Consider the following 22,584-nt stretch of genomic DNA (forward strand, 5'->3'; position numbering starts at 1 on the left):
GTCGCCGTACGGAGGTTCAGCCGAGCCGGATGTGGTGCAGCAGCAGCAGCGCGGCCGCCATGTTGGCGGCCGGCACCTCGCCGCGGCCGATCATGTCGGGCACCAGCTTGAGCGGCACCCACTCGCGGCGGTCCGACTCGAAGTCGTCCTCCGGCTCACCGATGTACTCGGCCTCGTCGGACCAGTAGATGTGATGGCGGGCGTCGGTGAGACCGTTGGACGGTTCCACGGACATCAGGTGCCGCAGGGGGCCGGGCCGCCACCCGGTCTCCTCCTCCATCTCGCGGGCCGCCGCGAAGGCCAGGTCCTCACCGTCCTCGACGACGCCCGCGGCCAGTTCCCAGCCCCAGTTGTCGGTGATGAAGCGGTGCCGCCACAGCAGCAGGACCTCATTGGCCTCATTGACCACCGTGGCCACGGCGACGGGCCGCAGCCTGATGAGGAAGTGGTCGAGGTGGCGGCCGTCGGGGAGTTGGACGTCTGCGAGATTGACCCGGAACCAGCGGTTCGAGTAGACGGTCCGTTCCCTGAGATTCTTCCAACGCACGTGTTGCCACCTTCCGCCGAGGTGGCCACCTCCCCGGGCGCTTTCCTCACAAGGGCACGCGCAACGCCCCGTCGATCATCTCGGCGGCCTCGGCAGTGGCCGCACACCCACTCTCGATCAGGTGCTCGCGCACCGCCCGGAGCCGATCCCGTAAGCGCTGCGATTCCATGCCTCTCGCCTGCTCGGTCATCTCCCGTGCGGTGGCCACCGCCTTGTCCGCGTCTCCTTGACGCAGCTCGATGTGCGTGAGCATGGCGAGCCGGTGGACACGGCCCCGGTCGTGGGCGGGGGTGTCGACGGCCCGGTCCGCGTGCTCACGGGCGGGTCCGAGATCGCCGAGGCTCAACAGCGCCTCCGCCACCTGCACATTCACCAGACCGGGCTGCACATAGCCGGTCTCGGCCGGCTCCTGGCCACGGCGGATGCGCTCGGCCGCGCTCTCGGCGCGGCGGATGCAGGCGAGCGCGCCGACGCCGTCGCCGAGCCGGGCGTATGCCTTGGCCTGCATGGCGTAGAGATCGGCGGCGAGGGCGGGGGTGAGCTCCGGGCCCGCGGCCCGCAGCGCCGACTCGGCGAACGCGACCGCCTGCCGGTACTCCCGCATGAAGAGCGACTGGTTGACGAGGAGGGCGATGACATACGCGCCGAGGCCCCGGTCCCCGCTGGCCTTGGCCAGCCGCAGCGCCTGGTGGAAATAGCGCTGGGCGAGCCCGTGCGCGTCGGAGTCGTAGGCGCAGATCCCCGCGACGGCGACCAGCCCTCCGGTGGCACGGTGCAGTTGGCGGCCGGTCGCGTCGGTGTAGCTGCCCCGGAGCAGGGGCGCGGTCTCGGCGTTGAGGAAGCCGACGACGCGGGCGCGGGTCGCGATGCCGCCCGCCTTGCGGTACATCTGCTCGTAGTGGGTGCGGGCGGCGCGGAGCATCTCGATGTCGTCCATGGAGACGCGGGTGAGGCCGCGCCGGGAGACATCGGCGTCCTCGGGCGGGTTCTCCCACTCCCAGACCGGGATGACGGCGGGCGTCCCGGTCACGGCGGGGGCGGTGACGACGTGCTCCCGCTGCTGCTCGTCGGAGCGCCACAGGGCGGTGGCGCGCTCCACGAAGCCGGAGAGCGGGGTGTTGGGCAGGCGGGGGCTGCCGGGGGTGCCCAGGCCGATGTCGTCCAGGGTCAGCGCGCGGTGCAGTCGCTCGCCGAGCACCTCGCAGATGAGGTCCGGCACCTGGCCGCGCGGGCGCTGGCCGCGCAACCAGCGTGCGACGGCGGTGTGTTCGTACCGCAGTGCCAGTCCCCGGGCGCGGCCCGCCGCGTTGATATGGGCGGCCAGTCCGGCGTGGGAGATCCCCGCTTCGTCGAGGATGGCGTCAAGGAGTGTGTTGGGCTCCATCCTGCCCTCCGAAGTGCTCGGTGGGATCAGCGTAATGGAGATCGCTTCGCACGGGGTGTGAACCGGACGTCGCGCAGCGTCAAACGGAAGCAGGGCCTCGGGAGTTGGGGCCACCGGTGGCTTCCGGCCGTTCCCGGGCCGTCTCGCCGGGCGGGGGCGGTGCGGCCGAGAGCGGGGTGGCGATCTCCTCCAGGGACCGGCCCTCGGCGTCGATGCCCAGGAAGTGCTCGGTGAGGCCGCCGATCACCATGACGGCCGCGCCCAGGAGATAGCCGAGGAAGAGCAGGGTGCGGTCGCTGCCGTCGCCGATCAGCCGGCCGTAGAGATACGGGCCGGCGGCGCCCACGCACTGGGCGAGGGCGAAGAAGACGGCGATGGCCTGGCCCCGCACCTCCAGCGGGAAGATCTCACCGACCGTCAGATATCCGGCGGACGCCCCGGCCGAGGCGAAGAAGAAGATCACGCACCAGGCGGCGGTCTGGCTCGCCGCGGTCAGCAGGTCGGCCTGGAACAGCGCGGCGGTGACGGCCAGGGCGCAGCCGGAGAAGAGATAGGTGCCGCTGATCATGCGGCGGCGGCCGACGGTGTCGAAGAGCGGGCCGAGCAGGACGGGACCGAGGAGGTTCCCGGCGGCGAAGGCGATGAGGTAGAGCGGGGCGCGGTTCTCGTGGACGCCGTAGAACTTGGTCAGGACGAGGGTGTAGGTGAAGAAGATCGAGTTGTAGAGGAAGGACTGGGTGATCAGCAGGGTCGAGCCGAGCACGGAGCGGCCGGGGTAGCGCTTGAACAGCAGCCGCAGCAGGGTGGGATAGCCGGCCCGCGGCGCCTCCGTCAGCAGGATCGCCTTGCCCGCGTCCACGGGTGCGAGGACGTGCCCGGCGCGCTCGACCTCGCTCTCGATACGGGCGATGGCCTCCTCGGCCTCCGCCTGCCTGCCGTGCATGGCCAGCCAGCGCGGGCTCTCCGGCAGATGACGGCGGATCAGGAAGACGGCGAGGCCGAGGAGCGGGCCGAGGAGGAAGCCCACCCGCCAGGCGAGGCGGTCGGCAAGCACCTGGAGGAGCCAGAGTTCGGCCACGGTGCCGAGGATCGCGCCCGCCCAGTAGGTGCCGTTGACCAGGAGGTCGACGCGGCCGCGGTGGCGGGCGGGCACCATTTCCTGGATCGCGGAGTTGATGGCGGAGTACTCGCCGCCGATGCCCGTGCCGGCGAGGAAGCGGGTGAAGCAGAGGAAGGCGTACCAGCCGGTGCCCTGGCCGAGGGTCAGTGCCGTCAGGCCGCTGCCGAAGAGATAGACGCCGAAGGTGAGCAGGAAGAGCCTGCGCCGGCCGAGCCGGTCCGCGAGCCGCCCGAAGAACAGCGCGCCCGCCACCTGTCCGACGAGATAGACGGTGGCGATCAGCCCCGCCTCGCCCGAGGAGAGGCGGAGGGTGTCCTCGCGGGTGAGGACGGCCGCCACCGCGCCCGCGACGGTGATCTCCAGGCCGTCCAGGATCCAGGCGACGCCGAGCGCCACCACCATCCTGGTGTGGAAGCCGGACCAGGGCAGCCGGTCGATCCGGGCGGGGATGAGGCTGCGTACGGCACCGGGCGGTGCGGCGGGTCCGGGGTGGCCGTGGGGCTCTGTCACGAAGCGGCTCCTTGCCTGCGCGGCCTGCCGCCGGAGCGGGCCAGTCGGGCGGCGGGCGACGGGGAGGGGACGCGCTGCCGGTCGTTGCGCAGCACCAGGAGGGCGATGTCGTCGGAGAGGCGGCCGCCGGTGTGCCGCAGCAGGGCGGCCTGGACGCGCTCGATCACGGCGGCGGGGACGATGGGCGCGCCGCGGGCGGCCTCGGCGAGGGTCCGCGCGAGCGGGAAGAAGGCGCCCGCGGCGTCCCGCGCGTCCTCGGCGCCGTCCGTGTGCAGCACCAGGGCGTCGCCGGGGTGCAGCCGGGTCAGCCGGGCCACGGGCAGTTCGGACGGCAGGGGGAAGAGCCCGAGCGGGGGCATCGGGTCGCCCCGGCCCACGGGGGCGGCCCTGGCCCGGCGGCCGGAGGCGCCGGAGAGGCGGTACGGCCAGGGGTGGCCGCAGTTGAGGGCCATGACGACGCCGTCGGCGCACACCTCCAGCAGGAGGATGGTGACGAACTCCTCGCCGGACGGCCGCTCCTTGGCGTCCTTCGCCTCGGCCGCGGCCCGCTCTCCCAGGTGCCGCTGCAGGGCCCGCTCCAGCCGGCGCAGCACGTCCGCCAGCCGCGGTTCGTCGTACGCCGCCTCGCGGAAGCTGCCGAGCACGGCGGCGACGGTGGCGATCGCCGCGAAGCCGTGGCCGCGCACATCGCCTATGACGACGCGGACGCCGTGCGGGGTGGCCAGGGCCTCGTAGAGGTCGCCGCCCACGAGCGTGCCCTCGCTGACCGAGAGGTGGCCGCCCGCGAGCGTCATCCCGTCGAGCCGCGGCGGCAGGGGGCGCAGCAGCAGCCGCTGGGCGGTGTCGGCGATCTCGCGGGCGCGCTCCAGATCCCGCACGAGCCGGCGCCGGCGGCGGGTGATGGAGTAGCTGGCCCCGGCGACGGCGACGACGGCGCAGCACGTGCCCAGTCTGACGCCGTGATCCAGCCGGGCCGTGGGGCCGAAGGGGGCGAGCGCGAACACCGCGCAGAGGCCGGCGAGCGCGACGCACTGGCGCCGGCCGCTGCCCGCGCAGGCGATGACGGGCGCGGCCGCGAGCAGTTGGACGACCTGGGTGCCGTGGGGGGCGAGGAGCCCCCACGCCAGGACTCCCAGGATCCACAGTCCGGGAAGGGCGAGCACGACCCTCCTCCGCCAGTGCACCGCCCTTGTCCGGATCATGCCGTCGGCCCCCCTAGCAGCAATGACGCGCTTGATTCTCGCGAGTGCTCAGCGCCAAGTAACGACCAGGGCCTTCATTTCCACCCTATTGAGTGATATTCGGACACTCAGGAACGATGGCACGCATGAGGGGCGCACCCGGTGACCCGGGTGCGCCCCTCTGCTGTTCAGCGACTTTCACCGCCGGGCGGCGGGCGCGGGGTCAGGCCCCGCGCCCCGCGGGCGTCACGCGCCGCGCAGCACCGCTCCCGTGCTCTCGACGGCCGAGGCAACGGCCGCGTCGCGCGCGGCAGTTGCCTCGTCGGCGGTCAGGGTGCGGTCGGCGGCGCGGAAGCGGAGCGCGTACGCCAGCGACTTCTTGCCCTCGCCGAGCTGCTCGCCGGTGAAGATGTCGAACAGGCGCAGCGACTCCAGGAGTTCACCGGCGCCGGACCGCAGCGCGGCCTCGACCTCGGCGGCGGGGACGGAGGCGTCCACGACCAGCGCGACGTCCTGGGTGGCCACCGGGAAGGCGGACACGTGCGGGGCCTCGACGGCGCCGGTGCCGGCCCGCTCCAGGAGGTCGAGCTCGATCTCCATGGCGCAGGTGCGCTCCGGCAGGCCGAACGCCTTGGTGACGCGCGGGTGGAGCTCACCGGCGTTGCCGACGAGCACCTCCTCGCCGTCGACCAGGGCGAGCAGCGCGGCGCAGCGGCCCGGGTGGTACGGGGCCGTCTGGTCCTGACGGACAATCAGCTCGACGCCCGCCGCGCGGGCGACCGCGCGGCCCGCCTCGATGGCGTCCGCCCAGGTCGACGGGCGGCCCTTGCCCCACCAGCCGGCCTGCTCGCGCGCGCCGGCGAGGACGACGGCCGCACGGCGCGGCTGCCGGGGCAGCGCGGCGTTCAGACCGGCGATCTCCTCGTCGGTCGGACGGCGGTCGACGGGCAGCCGGACCGCCGGGCGCTCGGCACCGGTCGGCCGGAAGACCAGCCCGGTCTCGAACAGCGCGAGGTCGTGCTCACCGCGGCCGTCGTTGCGGCGCAGGGCGGCGAAGAGCCCCGGCAGCAGGGTCGTGCGCAGCGCGGGCTCGGTGTCGGAGAGCGGGTTGACCAGGCGCACCACGAGGCGGCGCGGGTCGTCGGCCTCCAGGCCGAGCTGGTCGAGGGCGGCCTCCCCGAGGAAGGGGTAGCTGGGGGCCTCGACATAGCCGGCGCCGGCGAGGGCGCGGCCCACGCGGCGGTGCAGGCGCTGCCGCTCGGTCAGCCCGCGCCCGGCGGGCGGCTGCGGCAGGGTGGAGGGCAGGTTCTCGTAGCCCTCCAGCCGGATGACCTCTTCGGCGAGGTCGTTGGGGTCGGTGAGGTCGGGGCGCCAGCTGGGCACGGTGACGATCAGCTCGTCCTGCCCGTAGACGTCGCAGCCGACCTCCTGGAGGCGGCGGACGACGGTCTCCCGGCCGTACTCGACACCGGCGACGCGGTCCGGGTGGTCGGCGCTCATCGCGATCGTGCGCGGCCCGCTGGGGGCGACGACCTCGGTGACCCCGGCCTCGGCGGTGCCGCCCGCCAGCAGCACCATCAGGTCGACGGTGCGCTGCGCCGCCGCGGAGGCGGCCTGCGGGTCGACGCCGCGCTCGAAGCGCTTGGACGCCTCGGAGGACAGCTTGTGGCGGCGGGCCGTGCGGGCGACGGAGATGGCGTCGAAGTGCGCGGCCTCGACGACGATCTCGGTGGAGCCCTGACCGGCCGCGTGGTCGGCGATCTCGGTGTCGGCACCGCCCATGACACCCGCGAGGCCGATGGGACCGCGGTTGTCGGTGATGACGAGGTCCTCGGGGTGCAGGACCCGCTTGACCCCGTCGAGGGTGGTGAGCTTCTCGCCCGCCTTGGCGCGGCGCACGCCGATCGTCCCGTCGACGCGGGAGCGGTCGTAGGCGTGCAGCGGCTGGCCGAGCTCGAGCATCACGTAGTTGGTGACGTCGACGGCGAGCGAGACCGTGCGCATGCCGGCCTTCTGGAGGCGGCGCTGGAGCCAGATCGGCGAGCGCGCCTCGGGGGAGAGACCGGTCACCGTACGGGCGGTGAAGCGGTCGCAGCCGGCCGGGTCGGCGACCTGGACGGGGTAGCCGTAGCTGTTGGGCGCGGGCACGTCCAGCAGGGCCGGGTCGCGCAGCGGCAGGCCGTAGGCGGTGGCGGCCTCGCGGGCGACGCCGCGCATCGACAGGCAGTAGCCCCGGTCGGGGGTGACGGCGATGTCGAGGACCTCGTCGACGAGCTCCAGCAGCTCGATGGCGTCGGTGCCGGGCTCGTACTCCTGCGGCAGCACGATGATGCCGTGCGTGCCGTCGTCGCCCATGCCCAGCTCGTCGCCGGAGCAGATCATGCCGTGCGAGGTGCGGCCGTACGTCTTGCGCGCGGCGATCGCGAAGTCGCCGGGCAGCACGGCGCCGGGCAGCACGACGACGACCTTGTCGCCGACGGAGAAGTTGCGGGCGCCGCAGACGATCTCCTGCGGCTCGCCCGTGCCGTTGGCGCCGCCGACGTCGACCGTGCAGAAGCGGATGGGCTTCTTGAAGCCCTCCAGCTCCTCGATCGTGAGGACCTGGCCGACGACGAGGGGGCCCTTCAGGCCCGTGCCGAGCTGCTCGACGCGCTCGACCTCGAGGCCGGCGGCGACGAGCTTGGCCTGCACGTCGCGGCCGGTGGTACCGGCCGGCAGGTCGACGTACTCCCGCAGCCAAGAAAGCGGGACCCGCATCAGATCTCCATCCCGAACGGCCGGGTGAAACGCACGTCACCCTCGACCATGTCTCGCATGTCTTCGACGTTGTGGCGGAACATCAGCATCCGTTCGATGCCGAACCCGAAGGCGAATCCGCTGTACTTCTCCGGGTCGATGCCCGCGGCGACCAGCACCCGGGGGTTGACCATGCCGCAGCCGCCCAGCTCGATCCAGCCCTCGCTGGAGCAGGTGCGGCAGGGCGCCTCGGGGTTGCCGACCGACTCGCCGCGGCAGACATAGCACTGCATGTCCAGCTCGGCGGAGGGCTCGGTGAAGGGGAAGTAGTTGGGGCGCAGCCGCGTCGTGAGGCCCTCGCCGAACAGCGAGCGCACCATGTGCTCGATGGTGCCCTTGAGGTCGGCCATGGTCAGGCCCTCGTCGATGGCGAGGAGCTCGACCTGGTTGAAGACCGGGGTGTGGGTGGCGTCCAGCTCGTCGGTGCGGTAGACGCGGCCCGGGCAGACCACATAGATGGGGGGCTCGCGGTCGAGCATCGAGCGGACCTGCACCGGGGAGGTGTGGGTGCGCAGCACGACGCCGGACTCGTCGTCCTTGGTGCCCCGGCCCTGGACGAAGAAGGTGTCCTGCATGGCGCGGGCCGGGTGGTCGGGCTCGAAGTTCAGGGCGTCGAAGTTGAACCACTCCGCCTCGACCTCGGGGCCCTCCGCGACCTCGTAGCCCATCGCGACGAAGACGTCCTCGATGCGCTCGGAGAGCGTGGTCAGCGGGTGGCGGGCGCCGGCCGGTACGCGGTCGTACGGCACGGTGACGTCCACCGCCTCCTCGACCAGCACCCGGGCGTCGCGCTCGGCCTCCAGCTCGGCCTGGCGGGCGGCGAGGGCCTTGCTCACGACGCCGCGGGCCATGCCCACGCGCTTGCCGGCCTCGGCCTTGGCCTGCGGGGGCAGGGCGCCGATCTCACGGTTGGCGAGGGACAGCGGCGAGGTCGGCCCGGTGTGGGCGATCTTCGCCTCGTGAAGGGCCTCGAGGTCGCCGGCGGCGGCGAAGGCGGCGAGCGCCTCGCTCCGCATGCGCTCGATCTCTTCCGGTTTCAGTGCCTCGACCTCGACAGGGTCGTACGACTTATTGGGTGCGGACATCTCTTCCCGTGCTTCCGATTGTCCCCCAGCTACCGCTGGGAGGTGCCCCTGGCCTCGCTTCGCTGCGCGGCTCTGCCCGACTGTGTTGGTGCCAAGGTCGTGCCAAAGGTGCCAAAGGTCGAGTCTAAAGGGCGCGTGTGGTGGGGTGGGCCCGCGGGCCGGTGCTCGGCCCCTTCGCTCTCACCCCTGGGAGAGAAAGGCCGGCGCGCCCACGGGCAGGGTGAAGCGGAACCGGGCGCCGCCGCGGGGGGCCCGGTCGACGGTGATGGTGCCGCCGTGCGCCTCGACGATGCCCTTGACGATATACAGGCCCAGGCCGGTGCCACCGCGCTTGCTGCCCCGCCAGAAGCGGGTGAAGACGCGGCCCATCGACTCCTCCGGAATGCCGGGCCCCTCATCGCTCACGGTGACCGCCGTACCCTCTGCCCGGGCCTTGGTCAGCGCCGGTGACACCGCTATCGTGACGAGTCCCTCGCCGTGGCGCACCGCATTTTCCAGGAGGTTGCCCAGCACCTGGTCGATCTTGTCCGGATCCGCCCAGAGCTGGGGCAGCGGCCCCGCGACCTCGACCTCGAAGCGGTCCTCGGGCTGCCCGGCCGCGGTGTGCGCCTGGACGTGCCGCCGGACCGCGGCGACGATGTCGACGGGCTGGCGGCGCACCTCCAGCCGCCCGGAGTCGATCCGGGAGATGTCGAGCAGCTCGGCGATCAGCCGGGTGACGCGGTCGGCATCGGCGTCGACGGTCTCCAGCATCAGCCGCTTCTGGTCGTCGGTGAAGCGCTCCCACTTGGCGAGCAGGGTCGCCGTGAAGCCCTTGACCGAGGTCAGCGGCGAGCGCAGCTCGTGGGCGACGGTGGCGATCAGCTCGGCGTGGCTGCGCTCGGTGCGGCGGCGGGCGTCGGTGCCGCGCAGCTGGACGACCAGGCGGCGCACGGGCCCGCTGGGGCGCTCGCGCACATAGCGGGCGGAGACGAGCACCTCACGGCCGCCGGGCAGCAGCAGATTGCGCTCGGGCTGCCCGATCCGGGTGGCGAGGCCGCCGTAGGGATCGGTCAGGGACCACCAGCGGCGGCCCTCCAGATCCTCCAGGGGCAGGGCGCTCTCCAGCGGCCGGCCCATCGCCTCGCGGGGCGAGACCGCCGTGATGCGGGCGGCGGCGGCGTTGAAGCAGGTCACCCGGCCGTTCTCGTCGGCGACCACCAGGCCGTCGGGGAGGTCGTCGGGATCCAGCCCGAGGCCGTCCAGGCCGTGCGCGGGCGCGTCACGGGCACCACCGGCACCTTGGGATCCGTGCACCGCGGCCGGACACGCGTCGGCCACACTCCCGGAAGTCCTGACGTTCATCACCCGCACCCCCTCCCGAACCCCCGGGGGGCAACCCTACTAGCTGAAGGTCACGGAGCGGCACCCTCCGGGTGCACGCTGCGCACGGGCGGAGGCATAAAGGCACACGGCGGCGGCCGTCGCGAGGTTCAGGCTCTCGGCCTTTCCGTGGATCGGGACCCGCACGACCTCGTCGGCGAGGGCGCGCGTCTCCTCGGGCAGGCCCCAGGCCTCGTTGCCGAAGACCCAGGCGGTGGGCCCGCCCATGGTGCCCTGGTCGAGCTCCGCGTCCAGGTCCCGCTCGCCCGCGCCGTCGGCGGCCAGGATGCGCACCCCGGCGTCCTTCAGGCCGCGCACCGCCTGCTCCACGGGGACGCCGACGGCGACCGGCAGGTGGAAGAGGGAGCCGACCGAGGCCCGTACGGACTTGGGGTTGTAGAGGTCCACGGAGGCGTCGGTGAGCACCACGGCGTCCGCGCCCGCGGCGTCCGCGCAGCGCAGGACCGTACCGGCGTTGCCGGGGTCGCGGACGTGCGCGAGGACGGCGACCAGCTTGGGCCGGGCGGCGAGGATCTCCTCGAAGGGCGAGTCGAGGAAGCGGCACAGCCCGACGATGCCCTGGGGGGTCACGGTGTCGGACATCGCGGCGATGACCTCGTCCGTCGCGATCAGCACCGGCACGCCGGCGGCCCGGGAGGCGGCGACGATGTCCGCGTGGCGCTCGGCGGCGTCCGGCGTGACATACACCTCGACCAGGTGCCGGGCGGCCTCGCGGACGGACTGCGGGCCCTCCGCGAGGAAGCGGCGTTCCTTGCCGCGGAAGCTGCGCTTGGTCAGCCGACGGGCCGCGACGACACGGGGCGATCGCAGGGAGGTCAGCTCGGGGGCCGCCATGGGCTCACTTTCGGTTGCTGGGTGGTACGGGCCGGGCCGGTGCGTCAAGGCCCGGACGCGATCGGACCCGCAGGCCAGAAGCCTGCGGGTCCGGTCGTTGTGCCTTACGGCGCCGACAATCAGGCGGCGGCCTTCGGCGCGTTGACGTCGGCCGGCAGCGCCTTCTGGGCCACCTCGACGAGCGCGGCGAACGCGTTCATGTCGTTGACCGCGAGCTCGGCCAGGATCTTGCGGTCCACCTCGATGTTGGCGGCCTTCAGACCCTGGATGAGGCGGTTGTACGTCATGCCGTTCTGGCGGGCAGCGGCGTTGATGCGCTGGATCCACAGCTGACGGAAGTCGCCCTTGCGCTTCTTGCGGTCGTTGTAGTTGTAGACCAGGGAGTGGGTGACCTGCTCCTTGGCCTTGCGGTACAGGCGCGACCGCTGGCCGCGGTAGCCCTTGGCCGCCTCGAGGATCGCCCGACGCTTCTTGTGCGCGTTGACTGCGCGCTTGACGCGTGCCACTTGTTAACTCCTTGTAGCGGGGCCGCGGTGCGTTCTCACGCGGCCCGAATTCGAATGGGTCCCGGTCCGACGCGCACCCCGTGTGGACGGGGCGCGGAGCGTCACTTGCCGAGAAGCTTCTTGATCTTCTTGGCGTCGCCCGGGGCCATCTCGGCGTTGCCGGTGAGGCGACGCGTCAGCTTGGACGACTTGTGCTCGAGCAGGTGGCGCTTGCCGGCGCGCTCGCGCATGACCTTGCCGGAGCCAGTGATCTTGAAGCGCTTGCTGGCACCGGAGTGCGTCTTGTTCTTCGGCATCGCGCCGTATCTCCTCGTCGGTGGCGCTCCCTCGAGCCCGTTACCGGGCGCACGGGAGCGTCAGCTGTGTTCGGTTGCTGCCCGGGGCGGGTGCCCCGGGGGGTAATCCGGGGCACAGGCCCCTGGATCACGCCTCTGCAGGCTCCTCGGCGGACGACTCCTGCTCGGCGGACTGCTCCTGCTCGGCGGAGACACCCTGGCGCTCCGCCTTGCGGGCGGCCTGCGCCTCGCGGGCTTCGGCCATCGCCTCGGTCTTCTTCTTGTGCGGACCGAGGACCATGATCATGTTTCGGCCGTCCTGCTTCGGGTTCGACTCGACGAAACCGAGCTCCTGGACGTCCTCCGCCAGTCGCTGGAGCAGTCGGTAGCCGAGCTCCGGCCGGGACTGCTCGCGACCACGGAACATGATCGTGATCTTGACCTTGTCGCCCTGCTTGAGGAACCGGACGACGTGACCCTTCTTGGTGTCATAGTCGTGCGGGTCGATCTTCGGCCGGAGCTTCATCTCCTTGATGACCGTGTGCGCCTGGTTCTTGCGCGCCTCACGGGCCTTCATGGCCGACTCGTACTTGAACTTGCCGTAGTCCATGAGCTTGCAGACCGGCGGCCTGGCGGAAGCGGCGACCTCGACCAGGTCGAGGTCGTACTCCTGCGCGAGCTCAAGGGCCTTGGCGAGCGGCACAATGCCCACCTGCTCGCCGCTCGGACCGACGAGTCGCACCTCGGGGACGCGAATCCGGTCGTTGATGCGGGGCTCGGTGCTGATGGGGCCTCCTAGGTTGCACCACACGGTTGTCTGGCGGACAGCCGCGTAACGTCTGTTCGGGATGACCCCCGCGTCATGGCTCGTGACGCAAAAAACGCCCCGGACGGGACACAGGCGGGGGCTCCTCAAACACCGGGAGCACCACCGCGGTCAACCGCGAGGCGCACACGACGGTTCCGCATCGTCCGTACGGAACGATGGGCGCCGCCTGACCGGAGACCTGCCGACCCATGAGTCGGTCAGGTGGGAGAATCGGAGCCTCCACTTGTGGGCCGGGCACGCTAGTGACCAGCCGGTCGTTGTCCAGCATACCAGCGACCCGGCCCGGTCCCCACCCGTGCGCACCGGGGCCCTAGGCTGGGGCACTGTTCCGCCGCCCGCGCGCGGCGGGAGACCCCACACAAGCGGAAGAGCAACGATGAGCGACGCCACCCCCGAGTCCACGCCGGCCCCCTCCGAGGAGGCGCCGGACTTCGACACCATGACCCGTGACATCGCGGACGTGCCCGCGGTCGAGGTGATCACCACGGTCGCGGTGCACCTGATGAGCTCGGCGGCGGTCAACCTCGGCCTCGCCGAGGACGGTGAGGCGCACAAGGACCTGGACGAGGCCCGCAAGCTGATCACCGCGCTCGCCGGCCTGGTCACCGCGGGCGCCACCGAGATCAGCAACTTCCACGCGGCCCCGCTGCGCGACGGCCTGAAGTCGCTCCAGCTGGCCTTCCGCGAGGCGTCCGTCGTCCCGGACGAGCCGGGCCAGGGGCCGGGCGAGAAGTTCACCGGCCCCGTCTTCGGCTGAGCCGCCGCGCTCCCGCGGCCCCGTCAGGCGCCGGGCTCCGGCCCGGCGTCGCGGCTCTTCGGCCCGGTGTCCGGGCGCGGCGCCGTCGACAGCTCGTCCGCGAGGATCGCGGGCCCCTGACGGGGGTGGGTGACCTGGTGCGCCAGGGCCGCCAGCGCGCCGCCGATCAGCGGGGCGACGATGAACAGCCACAGCTGGGACAGCGCGCCGCCGCCCGCGAAGAGCGCCGGGCCGATGCTCCGGGCCGGGTTCACGGATGTGCCCGTCAGCGGGATGCCGATCAGGTGGATCACCGCGAGCGTCAGGCCGATGGGCAGCCCGTCGAAGCCGACCACGGCGATCTTGTGCGTCACCGCGAGGTAGACGAAGACCAGCAGGAAGGTCATGACGACTTCCGCGAGGAACGCGCCGCCGGTGTTGAGGTGCACGGCCGAGCGGTCCGCGAAGCCGTTGCTGCCGAAGGCGCCGTGGGTCTTGAGCCCCGGCACCTGCTTGGCCAGCAGGAACAGGATCGCCGCGCCCACGATGCCGCCGAGCAGCTGGGCGATCCAGTACTCGATGGCCGTACGGAGCGTGATGCGGCCCTCCACGAGCAGGCCGAGCGTCACCGCCGGGTTGACGTGACAGCCCGAGACCGGACCCAGCGCGTACGCGAGGGCCAGCAGGGTGAACCCGAAGGCCAGCGCGATACCGAGCACGCCGATGTAGTCGGCCGCGAGAACCGCTGAACCGACGGCGAAGAAAACCAGCAGCGCGGTGCCGAGGAATTCGGCCGCGACGGTTCTCGTCTGCACGGGATCGAGAGTCACCGACCCCAGCTTGACGGCGTCCATGGCGTCCTCCAGAGGATCGTGGACTGTCTTCGCATTGTCGGACGATCCAGGACGAGCCGCCTGTCGGGCGATCAGCGGGTGAAGAGGGGCTCCCCCGGGACGTCCGCGCCCGGCGGCAGCAGCGCCAGGTCCAGGCCGCGCACCAGCCGCGCGCGCAGGACCTCGTCGGCGGCCAGCGCCTCCGCGATCCGCTGGGCGACCTCGGCGGGCGCCGTGCCAGGGGCGGGTTCAAGCGCCAGCGTGCCGTCCGCGTCCCCGGACGGCACCAGGTGGGCGCGCAGCACACCCGGCTGCGCCGCCAGGACGGCCCGCAGGGCGTCCGTGACCGACGGGTCCGCCAGCGGATCCGCGCTCTGCCGCCCCTCCGCGAGGGCCAGCAGGGCGGGGCCCGTCAGCTGGTACGGCACCGGGCCCGCGAGGTCGATGACGACCGTGTCCGCCTTCTCGTGCGCGGCGGCCTGCAACGCCTGGTGCAGGGGTACGGCCACGGGCCGCGCGTCCGCGCGCCACCGGGCGAGGCTCTCGATCGACGTGAACGCGGGCAGCGCCTTGCGGCCGTCCGGGGCCTGAAGGGTGGGCACGGCCATGTCGCTGGTCTTCTCGCGCTTCAGCCCGTCCGGTCCGGTCTCCACCTCGCCGAGCACGGCGACGACGGGGACGAGCAGGCGGGCGCCGCGGAGGGCGGCGAGCACGGCCGGCTCGGCGGCGGGGTCGCCCGCCCAGGCGGCGAGGGCTGCCGTCAGCTCGGGGTCGGCGGAACCGTCGTCGTCGGAGAACCCGGGGTCGGGAATGTTCTTGAGAGCCACGCGCCGACCCTATCGGGGTGCCGTGACCCGCTGGTGCGGGGGCCCGTGGGCCCGCCGTTGCCGGGTGCGGGTCCGCTGCGCCTGCGGCGGGTTTGCTTCCCCAGCCCCGCCCCTTCCCGCAGCATCCGATGCGCGGCTCCGCCGCAGCCGGGGCTCCGCCCCGGACCCGTGCCCGGGTGCGGCCCGGCGGGTTTGCTTCCCCAGCCCCGCCCCTTCCCACAGCATCTGATGCGCGGCTCCGCCGCAGCTGGGGCGCGTGCCCCAGACCCCCGGCTGTCCCGCTGTTTCCGCCTGCGCCGGGAGCGCCCTTGGGGGTCCCCAGAGGTGCCCCCACGGGCTGAATTTGCGCACCCCCGGGGGGTCTGGGGGGCTTGCCCCCCTCACGCGGCGGAGCCGCATATCGGATACAGCCGGGAAGGGGCGGGATAGGGGAACAAAGCCCGCCGGGCCGCACCCGAGCACAGGCACGTCACGGCGCGCGCCGCCGCCAAAGAGCCGCTGACGCGATCAAGAAGAGGGCCCCCAGCGACGCCGCACCCAGCGCCACCGGGCTGGGAAACGTCGCACGCTCGGGCGACGCCTCCGCAGCGGCAGGCCCGAAGAAGCGCGGCGGAGGGCCCTGCGCCCGGAGCGGGCGTACGGCCGCGCCGCGGGCGATCGCCGCAGCCGGGTCCACGAGCCCCGCGCCCAGCGCGTCGTCCCGCCCGCCCGGCGGGCCGCCGCTCGCCGTGTCCACGATCAGCTCACGGACCTGCGCCGGGCTCAGCCCGGGATGCGCGGCGCGCACCAGCGCCACCGCGCCCGACACGAAGGCGGAGGCCGCGCTCGTCCCCCACCCCTCGTAGTAGCGCCGGTCGGGGTCCGCGATCACCACGTCGACACCGGGCGCGCTGACGGCCGCGTACCAGCGGCGGGTGGAGAACGGCGCGCGGTTGCCGTAGCGGTCGACGGCGGTGACGGCGATGACGCCCGGGTACGCGGCGGGGTAGGAGACGTGGTCGCCCTGCTCGCCGCCGTTGCCGGCCGAGGCGACGACGACGGCGCCCTTGCTCAGCGCGTACTGCACGGCGGCGTCCTCGCGCGGTTCGGGGTGCGCGGTGGCGCTGTCGTCGCCGAGGGACAGGTTGATGACGTCGGCACCGTGGTCGGCGGCCCAGCGGATGCCGTCCGCGAGGGCGCTGCCGCGGGCGCCGCGGGCCTTGGGCCGGGCCGGGTCGCCGTCCTCCAGGATCACCCGGACCGGCAGGATCTTCGCCTCGGGCGCGATGCCGAGCACACCGTCCGAGCCATCGTCACCATGCCCGCGCCCGGCGATGATCCCGGCCATCGCGGTGCCGTGCCGCGCCCAGGAGCGGTCGCCGGGGCCTGCGCCGAAACCGACGAGGTCCTTGCCCGCCAGCACCTGCCCGCGGAGGTCGGGGTGCCCGTCGTCGACCCCGGTGTCGAGGACGGCGACGGTCACCCCGGCGCCCTTGGTGGTGCGCCAGGCGTCCTCCGTGTGCAGGGCGTCGAGGGCCCATTCCTGCGCGCGTATCGCGTCCGCGCGCGCGGGCCCGGCGGGCAGCACGGCGCAGGCGACGGCGACGGTGATCGCCGCGGTGACACGGCTGCCCGCGGCGCCGGTGAACACCCTCATCCCCGGGCCCCCTTGGCGGTGGTGCGCAGGGCCCGGTGGAGCCCTCGTTCCAGGTGGTCGGCCAGGGCGATCGCGTCGTGGCCGAGCCCGGCCTGGGCGGGTGCGGTGGTGGCGCCGGGGCCGACCGCCCGGTCGGCGGGCTGCGGGGGCGTGCCCGTACGGCCGTCCGCGAACCCGGACACCGTGTAGACGACGGCGGGCAGGTCGGTCAGGACGCCGATGTGCCAGCTGGCGCGCTGCGCGTCACCGAAGTGTTCGGCGGCGGTGCCCCTGGGCGCGTACGGGCGGGGCATCAGATCGGCGCGCTCGTCGAGCCGTTCGTCGGAGAAGCGTCTGCGCAGGGCGCGCATGCCGGTGCCGTCGGCGGCCGTGACGACGAGGCCGACGGTGGTGACGCGGGTGGCGGTCGCGTCCGTGTACGTGGCCCGGAGCAGCCGCTCGCACCCCACCGGCGCGAGCGCCTTCGCGAGGAGGGGGTCGAAGGCGCCCGCGCAGTCGCCGTCCGGGGCGACGCCGACGCGGGTCCAGTCGCGGGCCGCTCCGCCGGGGCCGGCGGAGTCGTCGTGGAGCGTGCGCGGGAAGAGGTCGTCGACGGGGACGGTGTGCCAGAGGGTGCGACCGCGCTCGAAGGAGCGTTCCGCGGCGGACCGCCGACCCGGTTCCCCGGTGAGCCAACTTCCGGCCGCGGCGCCGCCGATGAGGCCGATGCCGAGGACGAGGCAGGTCGCCGCCGCGACGGTCCGGCGGGCCGGGTGCGGCTCCGTCGTGCCTTCGGCGGGCGTCCCCGGATTCCGTACGGGACGGCCCGGCCCGCCCGGGACGCGCGGCGGCGTGGACGGGCACGGCGGGTACGGCCGCTCCGGCAGGCGGGGGCGGGGCACGGACGGCGTCGGACCCGCGCCGGGTCTGGAGCGTACCGGGAGCTCGGTCGGGGCGGGATTCGGGCGCACCCCCGTCGGAGGTGGCTCCGCTTCCGTGGTCAACCTGCGCTCTCCCCCTCGCGAGCCGGCTCGCCGGTTCGGTTCCTGACATGCCGCCACCGGCGGTGTGCGCCCGCGGCGTGCCCGTCACTCTACGGGGACGGTGGTGGCCTCTGCCATCGCCATCCGGCCTCTCTCCGACGTCTGTCCGGCCTCTGTTCAGCGGTGAACTCCCTCTGGCAAGCTGCGCGCATGCCGCCTCGCATCGCCGGTTCCCCCGCCGATCGGGCCCGTTACGACCGGGCCACCGCATCTCTCGACGCGCCCCTGGCGGTGGTCGACCTTCAGGCGTTCGACGCCAATGCCCGGGATCTGGTGCGGCGGGCGGGCGGCAAGCCGGTGCGGGTGGCGAGCAAGTCGGTGCGCTGCCGGGTGCTGTTGGAGCGGGTGCTGGCGCGGGACGGGTTCTCGGGGGTGATGAGCTATTCGCTCGCGGAATCGCTGTGGCTGGCGCGTTCGGGCTTCCCCGACGTCCTGCTGGCGTATCCGTCGGCGGACCGCGCGGGTTTCGCCGAGCTGACGTCGGACCCCGAGCTCGCGGCGGCGGTCACGGTGATGGTGGACGACCCGGCACAGCTCGCGCTGATCGACGCCGCGCGTGCCGGAGGCCGGCGGTCCGAAGAGGTGCGGGTCTGCCTGGAGATGGACACCTCGCTGCGGCTGCTGGGCGGCCGGGTGCGGATCGGCGCGCTGCGTTCGCCGCTGCGCGATCCGGTGCGGCTGGCGGAGGTGGCGCGGGCGATCGACCGCCGTCCGGGGTTCCGGCTGGTGGGGCTGATGGCGTACGAGGCTCATGTGGCGGGCGTGGGTGATGCGGTGGCGGGGCATCCGGTGCGGTCCCGGGCCGTGCGGCTGATGCAGGCCGTGGCCCGCAAGGAACTCGCGGCGCGCCGGGCCGAGGCGGTGCGGGCCGTACAGGCGGTGGCGGAGCTGGAGTTCGTCAACGGCGGCGGCACGGGGAGCGTCGCGTCCACCGCGGCGGAGGAGGCGGTCACGGAGGTGGCCGCGGGGTCGGGGCTGTTCGTGCCGCGGCTGTTCGACCACTACAGCTCGTTCCGGGGCCGCCCGGCGGCGCTGTTCGCCCTGCCCGTGGTGCGGCGCCCGGGGGTGGGGGTGGTGACCGTGGCGGGCGGCGGCTACCCGGCATCGGGGGCCGCGGGCCGCGACCGGCTGCCGACGCCGTACCTCCCGGCCGGCCTGCGCCACGACGCGCGCGAGGGGGCGGGCGAGGTGCAGACGCCGCTGCTCGGGCGGCCGACCGATGATCTGCTGGTGGGCGACAAGGTGTGGTTCCGCCACGCGAAGGCGGGCGAGCTGTGCGAGCGCTTCGACACGCTGCACTTGATCGACGGCGACCGGGTGATTCGGACGGTACCGACGTATCGGGGCGAGGGCCGCACGTTTCTGTGACCGGTCTTGAGGTGCCCCGCGGCGGCGGTTTCGTTCCCCAGCCCCGCCCCTTCCCGAAACTGGGGCTCCGCCCCAGACCCCGAAGCACGCTTCGCGCGCTGTCCTCAAACTCCCCCAGCTACCGCTGGGAGGTGCCCCCACGGGCTGATTCAGCCCGTCCGGCGTTTGAGGACAAGCGGCGCAGCCGCTTCGTGGTTCAGGAAGCCGGATCCAGCTGGTCCGGGATGATCGAGCCGTCCGCCCGGCGCACCGGGGCGTGACTGCCGTCAGGCAGCGTGGCGCCGGTCGTCGCACACGGATACGTGCCCGCCTTGCGCGGCATCGGGTCGATGAACATCGGGTTGGCGACCCAGCGGCCGTCCGCGTCGTCGAAGGCGCGGCACATCAGCTCGGCCTTGTTGCGGTTGATCGCGACGTGGGCGCCGGTCGCGTCGTTCACGAAGGTCACGTCGGTGTCCGCGTCGCCCGCGCCGAGGGCGATGCGGTGCGCCGGGTCCTGCTGCTTCCAGGCGGCCGCGCCCTTGATCTTGAAGATCTCCTGGTTGATCATGCAGCGCTTGCCGTCCATGTACGGCAGGGCGCCGCCGGGGCCGTCCGCGACGCCGCCGCAGCCCTTGATGCCGGTGGTGAGGCGGCCGTGGCGGTCGAGGATGTTGCGGATGCCGATGGTGTGCTCGCGGTCAAGACCGACGCCGCCCGACCACGCCTCGGCGATCGGCTCGGAGGAGGCGGAGACGATGTAGACGTCGAAGCCCGCGGCCTTGAGCGTGCGGATCAGGTCCTTCTGCTGGTCGTAGTAGCGGATGTACCCGGCGATGCTGTGCGTGCCCACGGTCTGCTTGCGGCCGATGGGCGCGGCGAGCTGCTCGGCGCGGGCCTGCTTCGCGTACGCGGTGACGGTGGCGGGGGTGCGGCCGGCGAAGAGCTGGGGTATCCAGGCGTAGCCGGGCACGGTGCGGCGGTGGTTCCACTCCCCCGCGAAGGCGGCCTCGCCGCTCATGGTCTGCGACTTCTCGCGGATCTCGAAGATCTCGTCGGCGCACGCGGTGTTCTTCGAGGTGGGCAGCGGGCGGCCGGCGGGCACGGCGGTGCCGCACGCCTTGGTGAGGGCGCGGTCGGCGGCCGAGGTCAGCCAGGTGCTGGTGTCGCGCCAGCTCTTGGGCCGCAGGATCTTGTCGTGGTTGAGGGCCCAGGCGAGCGTGGCGTCGGTGATGTCGTTCTTGACGACGGTGTTGTCCCAGTCGAAGGCCGCGACGGGCCGGGGGCCGCCCTTGCCGGAGCAGGTGCCCCGCTCGTCGATCATCTTCTGGAGCTTGGCGCGGTTGTCGCCGAACCACGTGAGCTTCTTGTCGAGCTGGGGGCACTTGGCGGCGGTGCGGGCCGCGTGGGCGGGCGCGGCCTGGGCGGGCACCGAGGAGACGAGGGCCGCGGCGGCCAGGAGGCCGACGACGATGGCGGGCTTCTTGCGCATGCGTTCTCTTACGTGCGTGAGGGGCAGGACGTACGCCGGGGCCGGCGGGTGGCCGGCCCCGGCGTTTGATCATGGACCTTACACAGGTGTCACATAGGCGCCCGCGATGCCACCGTCCACCAGGAACTCCGCGGCGTTGACGAACGAGGAGTCGTCGCTGGCGAGGAAGGCGACGGCGGCGGCGATCTCCTCGGGCTCGGCGAAGCGGCCCACGGGCACGTGGACCAGGCGGCGCGCGGCGCGCTCAGGGTCCTTGGCGAAGAGCTCCTTCAGGAGCGGGGTGTTCACCGGCCCCGGGCACAGGGCGTTGACGCGGATGCCCTCGCGTGCGAACTGCACGCCCAGCTCGCGGGACATGGCCAGCACGCCGCCCTTGGAGGCGGTGTAGCTGATCTGCGAGGTGGCGGCGCCCATCACGGCGACGAAGGAGGCGGTGTTGATGATGGAGCCCCTGCGCTGCTCCCGCATATAGGGGAGGGCGGCCTTGCAGCAGAGGTAGACGGAGGTGAGGTTGACCTCCTGGACGCGCTTCCAGGCGTCGAGTCCGGTGGTGAGGATGGAGTCGTCGTCGGGCGGCGAGATCCCGGCGTTGTTGAAGGCGATGTCGACCGAGCCATAGGTGTCGTAGGCGGTCTTGAAGAGGGCCTCGACCTGCTCGGGGTCGGTGACGTCGACCTGGACGAAGAGCCCGCCGACCTCCTCGGCGGCGGCCTTGCCGGCGCCCTCGGAGATGTCCGCGCAGACGACGTTCGCACCTTCGGAGGCGAGCCGCCGGGCGGTCGCCAGGCCGATGCCGCTGCCGGCTCCGGTGATCACGGCGGTGCGTCCGACGAGGCGGCGGCAGACGGGGTTCTGGTCGGTCACGGGGTCTCCTCGGTGCTGATGAACACGTTCTTGGTCTCGGTGAACGCGGCGAGTGCGCCAGGGCCGAGTTCGCGGCCCAGGCCGGACTGCTTGAAGCCCCCGAAGGGGGTCCAGTAGCGGACGCTGCTGTGGGAGTTGACGGAGAGGTTGCCCGCGGCGACGGCGCGGGAGACGCGGATCGCCCGGCCGACGTCCCGGGTCCAGATCGACCCGGACAGCCCGTAGTCGGTGGCGTTGGCGATCCGTACGGCGTCGGCCTCGTCCTCGAAGGGGATGACGACGGCGACCGGGCCGAAGATCTCCTCCGTGGCCGTGCGGTCGTCGGGCGCGGCCTCCAGGACGGTCGCGGGATACCAGAAGCCCTTGCCCTCGGGGGCCTCGCCGCGGATGGCGGCCGGGGCGTCCTCGCGGACGTAGCCCCGTACGCGCTCCCGGTGCGCGGCGGAGATCAGCGGGCCCATCTGCGTGGCCGGGTCCGTCGGGTCGCCCACGGTGAAGGCGCGGACGGCGGGCTCCAGGAGCTCCATGAAGCGGTCGTACACGCTCCGTTGGACCAGGATGCGGCTGCGGGCGCAGCAGTCCTGGCCGGTGTTGTCGAGGAAGGAGCCGGGGGCGGCCGCGGCGGCCCGCTCGACGTCGGCGTCGACGAAGACGATGTTGGGGCTCTTGCCGCCGAGTTCGAGGGTCACGCGCTTCACGTGCGCGGCGCACTTGGCCATGATCTGTTTGCCGACGGCGGTGGAGCCGGTGAAGACGACCTTGGCGACGCCGGGGTGTTCGACGAGGGCGTCGCCCGCGACGGGCCCGTCGCCGGGGAGGACCTGGAAGAGCCCTTCGGGCAGGCCCGATTCCAGGGCGAGTTCGGCGAGCCGCAGCGCGGTGAGGGGGGTGGTCTCGGCGGGTTTGAGGAGGACGGCGTTGCCCGCGGCGAGGGCGGGGGCGAGGCCCCAGGCGGCGATGGGCATCGGGAAGTTCCACGGGGCGATGACGGCGACGACGCCGAGCGGTTCGTGGAAGGTGACGTTCAGTCCCCCGGCGACGGGGATCTGGCTGCCGGTGAGGCGTTCGACGCCTGAGGCCGCGTAGTCGAGCAGGTCGCGGGCGTTGCCCGCCTCCCAGCGGGCGTTGCCGATGGGGTGCCCGGCCTCGCGGACCTCCAGCAGGGCCAGTTCCTCCAGGTGCGTGTCGACCGCGGCGGCGAAGCGGCGCAGGTGGCGGGCGCGGTCGCCCGGAGCGAACTCGGCCCAGCGGCGCTGGGCCTCGGTGGCGCGCCGGACAGCCGCGTCCACGTCCTGCGGCGTCGCCGCCCGGACCGTGGCGACCAGTTCCTCGGTCGCCGGGTTGATGACGTCGTGCTCGTGCAAGTCTTCTCCCTGC

The 22,584-nt window shown here is 73.2% G+C and carries 20 protein-coding genes; 2 read left to right on the forward strand and 18 right to left on the reverse strand.

Annotated elements, in window-relative coordinates; all coding sequences use genetic code 11:
- Positions 1-16: 16 nt before the first annotated feature.
- The 11 genes from DXZ73_RS10980 to infC form a co-directional block, all read right to left on the reverse strand.
- Entirely contained in the window at positions 17-547 is a 531-nt protein-coding gene (locus tag DXZ73_RS10980) for an NUDIX hydrolase (RefSeq protein ID WP_116210818.1), read from the reverse strand.
- Between the two features lie 46 nt (positions 548-593).
- Complete coding sequence (locus tag DXZ73_RS10985; RefSeq protein WP_116210819.1) at positions 594-1,931, reverse strand: transcriptional regulator; 1,338 nt, start codon at positions 1,929-1,931, stop codon at positions 594-596.
- A gap of 79 nt (positions 1,932-2,010) precedes the next feature.
- Positions 2,011-3,561, reverse strand: coding sequence for an MFS transporter (locus DXZ73_RS10990; protein ID WP_240351298.1), 1,551 nt, complete (start codon positions 3,559-3,561; stop codon positions 2,011-2,013).
- Positions 3,558-4,763 (reverse strand): PP2C family protein-serine/threonine phosphatase, encoded by a 1,206-nt coding sequence (locus DXZ73_RS10995; protein ID WP_116210820.1) that lies wholly within the window; start codon positions 4,761-4,763, stop codon positions 3,558-3,560. Before DXZ73_RS10995 ends, DXZ73_RS10990 begins: the two co-directional genes overlap by 4 nt.
- Before the next feature lie 225 nt (positions 4,764-4,988).
- Complete coding sequence (gene pheT / locus DXZ73_RS11000; RefSeq protein ID WP_116210821.1) at positions 4,989-7,499, reverse strand: phenylalanine--tRNA ligase subunit beta; 2,511 nt, start codon at positions 7,497-7,499, stop codon at positions 4,989-4,991.
- The gene (pheS, locus tag DXZ73_RS11005; protein WP_116210822.1) at positions 7,499-8,623 is read right to left on the reverse strand and encodes a phenylalanine--tRNA ligase subunit alpha; all 1,125 of its coding nucleotides are present in this window, start codon (positions 8,621-8,623) and stop codon (positions 7,499-7,501) included. Before pheS ends, pheT begins: the two co-directional genes overlap by 1 nt.
- 180 nt (positions 8,624-8,803) lie before the next feature.
- On the reverse strand, positions 8,804-9,967 hold the full coding sequence (locus DXZ73_RS11010; RefSeq protein ID WP_116210823.1) for a sensor histidine kinase: 1,164 nt from the start codon (positions 9,965-9,967) through the stop codon (positions 8,804-8,806).
- Positions 9,968-10,006: 39 nt separating this feature from the next.
- On the reverse strand, positions 10,007-10,840 hold the full coding sequence (locus tag DXZ73_RS11015) for a TrmH family RNA methyltransferase (RefSeq protein ID WP_116210824.1): 834 nt from the start codon (positions 10,838-10,840) through the stop codon (positions 10,007-10,009).
- A gap of 119 nt (positions 10,841-10,959) precedes the next feature.
- The gene (gene rplT / locus DXZ73_RS11020; RefSeq protein ID WP_102921913.1) at positions 10,960-11,346 is read right to left on the reverse strand and encodes a 50S ribosomal protein L20; all 387 of its coding nucleotides are present in this window, start codon (positions 11,344-11,346) and stop codon (positions 10,960-10,962) included.
- 101 nt (positions 11,347-11,447) lie between these two features.
- Complete coding sequence (rpmI, locus tag DXZ73_RS11025) at positions 11,448-11,642, reverse strand: 50S ribosomal protein L35 (RefSeq protein WP_071964711.1); 195 nt, start codon at positions 11,640-11,642, stop codon at positions 11,448-11,450.
- A gap of 127 nt (positions 11,643-11,769) precedes the next feature.
- Entirely contained in the window at positions 11,770-12,432 is a 663-nt protein-coding gene (infC, locus tag DXZ73_RS11030; RefSeq protein ID WP_116210825.1) for a translation initiation factor IF-3, read from the reverse strand.
- 394 nt (positions 12,433-12,826) lie between these two features.
- Here infC and DXZ73_RS11035 point away from each other — a divergent pair, with 394 nt between their 5' ends.
- On the forward strand, positions 12,827-13,207 hold the full coding sequence (locus DXZ73_RS11035; RefSeq protein ID WP_116210826.1) for a DUF1844 domain-containing protein: 381 nt from the start codon (positions 12,827-12,829) through the stop codon (positions 13,205-13,207).
- Positions 13,208-13,230: 23 nt separating this feature from the next.
- On the opposite strand, the gene DXZ73_RS11040 is transcribed toward DXZ73_RS11035, so the two are convergent.
- The 4 genes from DXZ73_RS11040 to DXZ73_RS11055 all read right to left on the reverse strand — a co-directional run bounded on the left by DXZ73_RS11040 (position 13,231) and on the right by DXZ73_RS11055 (position 17,363).
- Positions 13,231-14,040, reverse strand: a complete 810-nt coding sequence (locus tag DXZ73_RS11040; RefSeq protein ID WP_425315823.1) for an MIP family channel protein — start codon at positions 14,038-14,040, stop codon at positions 13,231-13,233.
- A 71-nt stretch (positions 14,041-14,111) separates the two neighbouring features.
- Positions 14,112-14,846, reverse strand: coding sequence for an SseB family protein (locus DXZ73_RS11045; protein WP_116210827.1), 735 nt, complete (start codon positions 14,844-14,846; stop codon positions 14,112-14,114).
- Between the two features lie 469 nt (positions 14,847-15,315).
- Positions 15,316-16,482: a type VII secretion-associated serine protease mycosin gene (mycP, locus tag DXZ73_RS11050; protein WP_116210828.1), complete on the reverse strand. Its 1,167-nt coding sequence runs from the start codon at positions 16,480-16,482 to the stop codon at positions 15,316-15,318.
- Entirely contained in the window at positions 16,479-17,363 is an 885-nt protein-coding gene (locus tag DXZ73_RS11055; protein ID WP_162890142.1) for a hypothetical protein, read from the reverse strand. The genes mycP and DXZ73_RS11055 overlap by 4 nt, the downstream gene beginning before the upstream one ends.
- A gap of 291 nt (positions 17,364-17,654) precedes the next feature.
- Here DXZ73_RS11055 and DXZ73_RS11060 point away from each other — a divergent pair, with 291 nt between their 5' ends.
- Entirely contained in the window at positions 17,655-18,872 is a 1,218-nt protein-coding gene (locus DXZ73_RS11060; protein ID WP_116210830.1) for an alanine racemase, read from the forward strand.
- 196 nt (positions 18,873-19,068) lie between these two features.
- On the opposite strand, the gene DXZ73_RS11065 is transcribed toward DXZ73_RS11060, so the two are convergent.
- The 3 genes from DXZ73_RS11065 to DXZ73_RS11075 form a co-directional block, all read right to left on the reverse strand.
- Positions 19,069-20,343 carry a haloacid dehalogenase-like hydrolase gene (locus DXZ73_RS11065; RefSeq protein ID WP_116210831.1) on the reverse strand — a complete coding sequence of 425 codons (1,275 nt, stop codon included), beginning with the start codon at positions 20,341-20,343 and terminating at the stop codon, positions 19,069-19,071.
- Positions 20,344-20,421: 78 nt separating this feature from the next.
- Positions 20,422-21,207, reverse strand: a complete 786-nt coding sequence (locus DXZ73_RS11070; protein ID WP_116210832.1) for a 3-oxoacyl-ACP reductase — start codon at positions 21,205-21,207, stop codon at positions 20,422-20,424.
- Positions 21,204-22,571 (reverse strand): aldehyde dehydrogenase family protein, encoded by a 1,368-nt coding sequence (locus tag DXZ73_RS11075; RefSeq protein ID WP_116210833.1) that lies wholly within the window; start codon positions 22,569-22,571, stop codon positions 21,204-21,206. The genes DXZ73_RS11070 and DXZ73_RS11075 overlap by 4 nt, the downstream gene beginning before the upstream one ends.
- Positions 22,572-22,584: the final 13 nt, after the last annotated feature.

Source organism: Streptoverticillium olivoreticuli subsp. olivoreticuli (genome assembly GCF_003391135.1).
Taxonomy (GTDB): domain Bacteria; phylum Actinomycetota; class Actinomycetes; order Streptomycetales; family Streptomycetaceae; genus Streptomyces; species Streptomyces blastmyceticus.

Excerpts from the sequence above, each read along its gene's own strand:
- DXZ73_RS10985 (WP_116210819.1), bottom strand. The coding sequence starts at position 1,931 with ATGGAGCCCAACACACTCCTTGACGCCATCCTCGACGAAGCGGGGATC.
- DXZ73_RS10995 (WP_116210820.1), bottom strand. The coding sequence starts at position 4,763 with ATGATCCGGACAAGGGCGGTGCACTGGCGGAGGAGGGTCGTGCTCGCC.
- pheT (WP_116210821.1), bottom strand. The coding sequence starts at position 7,499 with ATGCGGGTCCCGCTTTCTTGGCTGCGGGAGTACGTCGACCTGCCGGCC.
- pheS (WP_116210822.1), bottom strand. The coding sequence starts at position 8,623 with ATGTCCGCACCCAATAAGTCGTACGACCCTGTCGAGGTCGAGGCACTG.
- DXZ73_RS11010 (WP_116210823.1), bottom strand. The coding sequence starts at position 9,967 with ATGAACGTCAGGACTTCCGGGAGTGTGGCCGACGCGTGTCCGGCCGCG.
- DXZ73_RS11015 (WP_116210824.1), bottom strand. The coding sequence starts at position 10,840 with ATGGCGGCCCCCGAGCTGACCTCCCTGCGATCGCCCCGTGTCGTCGCG.
- rpmI (WP_071964711.1), bottom strand. The coding sequence starts at position 11,642 with ATGCCGAAGAACAAGACGCACTCCGGTGCCAGCAAGCGCTTCAAGATC.
- DXZ73_RS11035 (WP_116210826.1), top strand. The coding sequence starts at position 12,827 with ATGAGCGACGCCACCCCCGAGTCCACGCCGGCCCCCTCCGAGGAGGCG.
- DXZ73_RS11040 (WP_425315823.1), bottom strand. The coding sequence starts at position 14,040 with ATGGACGCCGTCAAGCTGGGGTCGGTGACTCTCGATCCCGTGCAGACG.
- mycP (WP_116210828.1), bottom strand. The coding sequence starts at position 16,482 with ATGAGGGTGTTCACCGGCGCCGCGGGCAGCCGTGTCACCGCGGCGATC.
- DXZ73_RS11060 (WP_116210830.1), top strand. The coding sequence starts at position 17,655 with ATGCCGCCTCGCATCGCCGGTTCCCCCGCCGATCGGGCCCGTTACGAC.
- DXZ73_RS11065 (WP_116210831.1), bottom strand. The coding sequence starts at position 20,343 with ATGCGCAAGAAGCCCGCCATCGTCGTCGGCCTCCTGGCCGCCGCGGCC.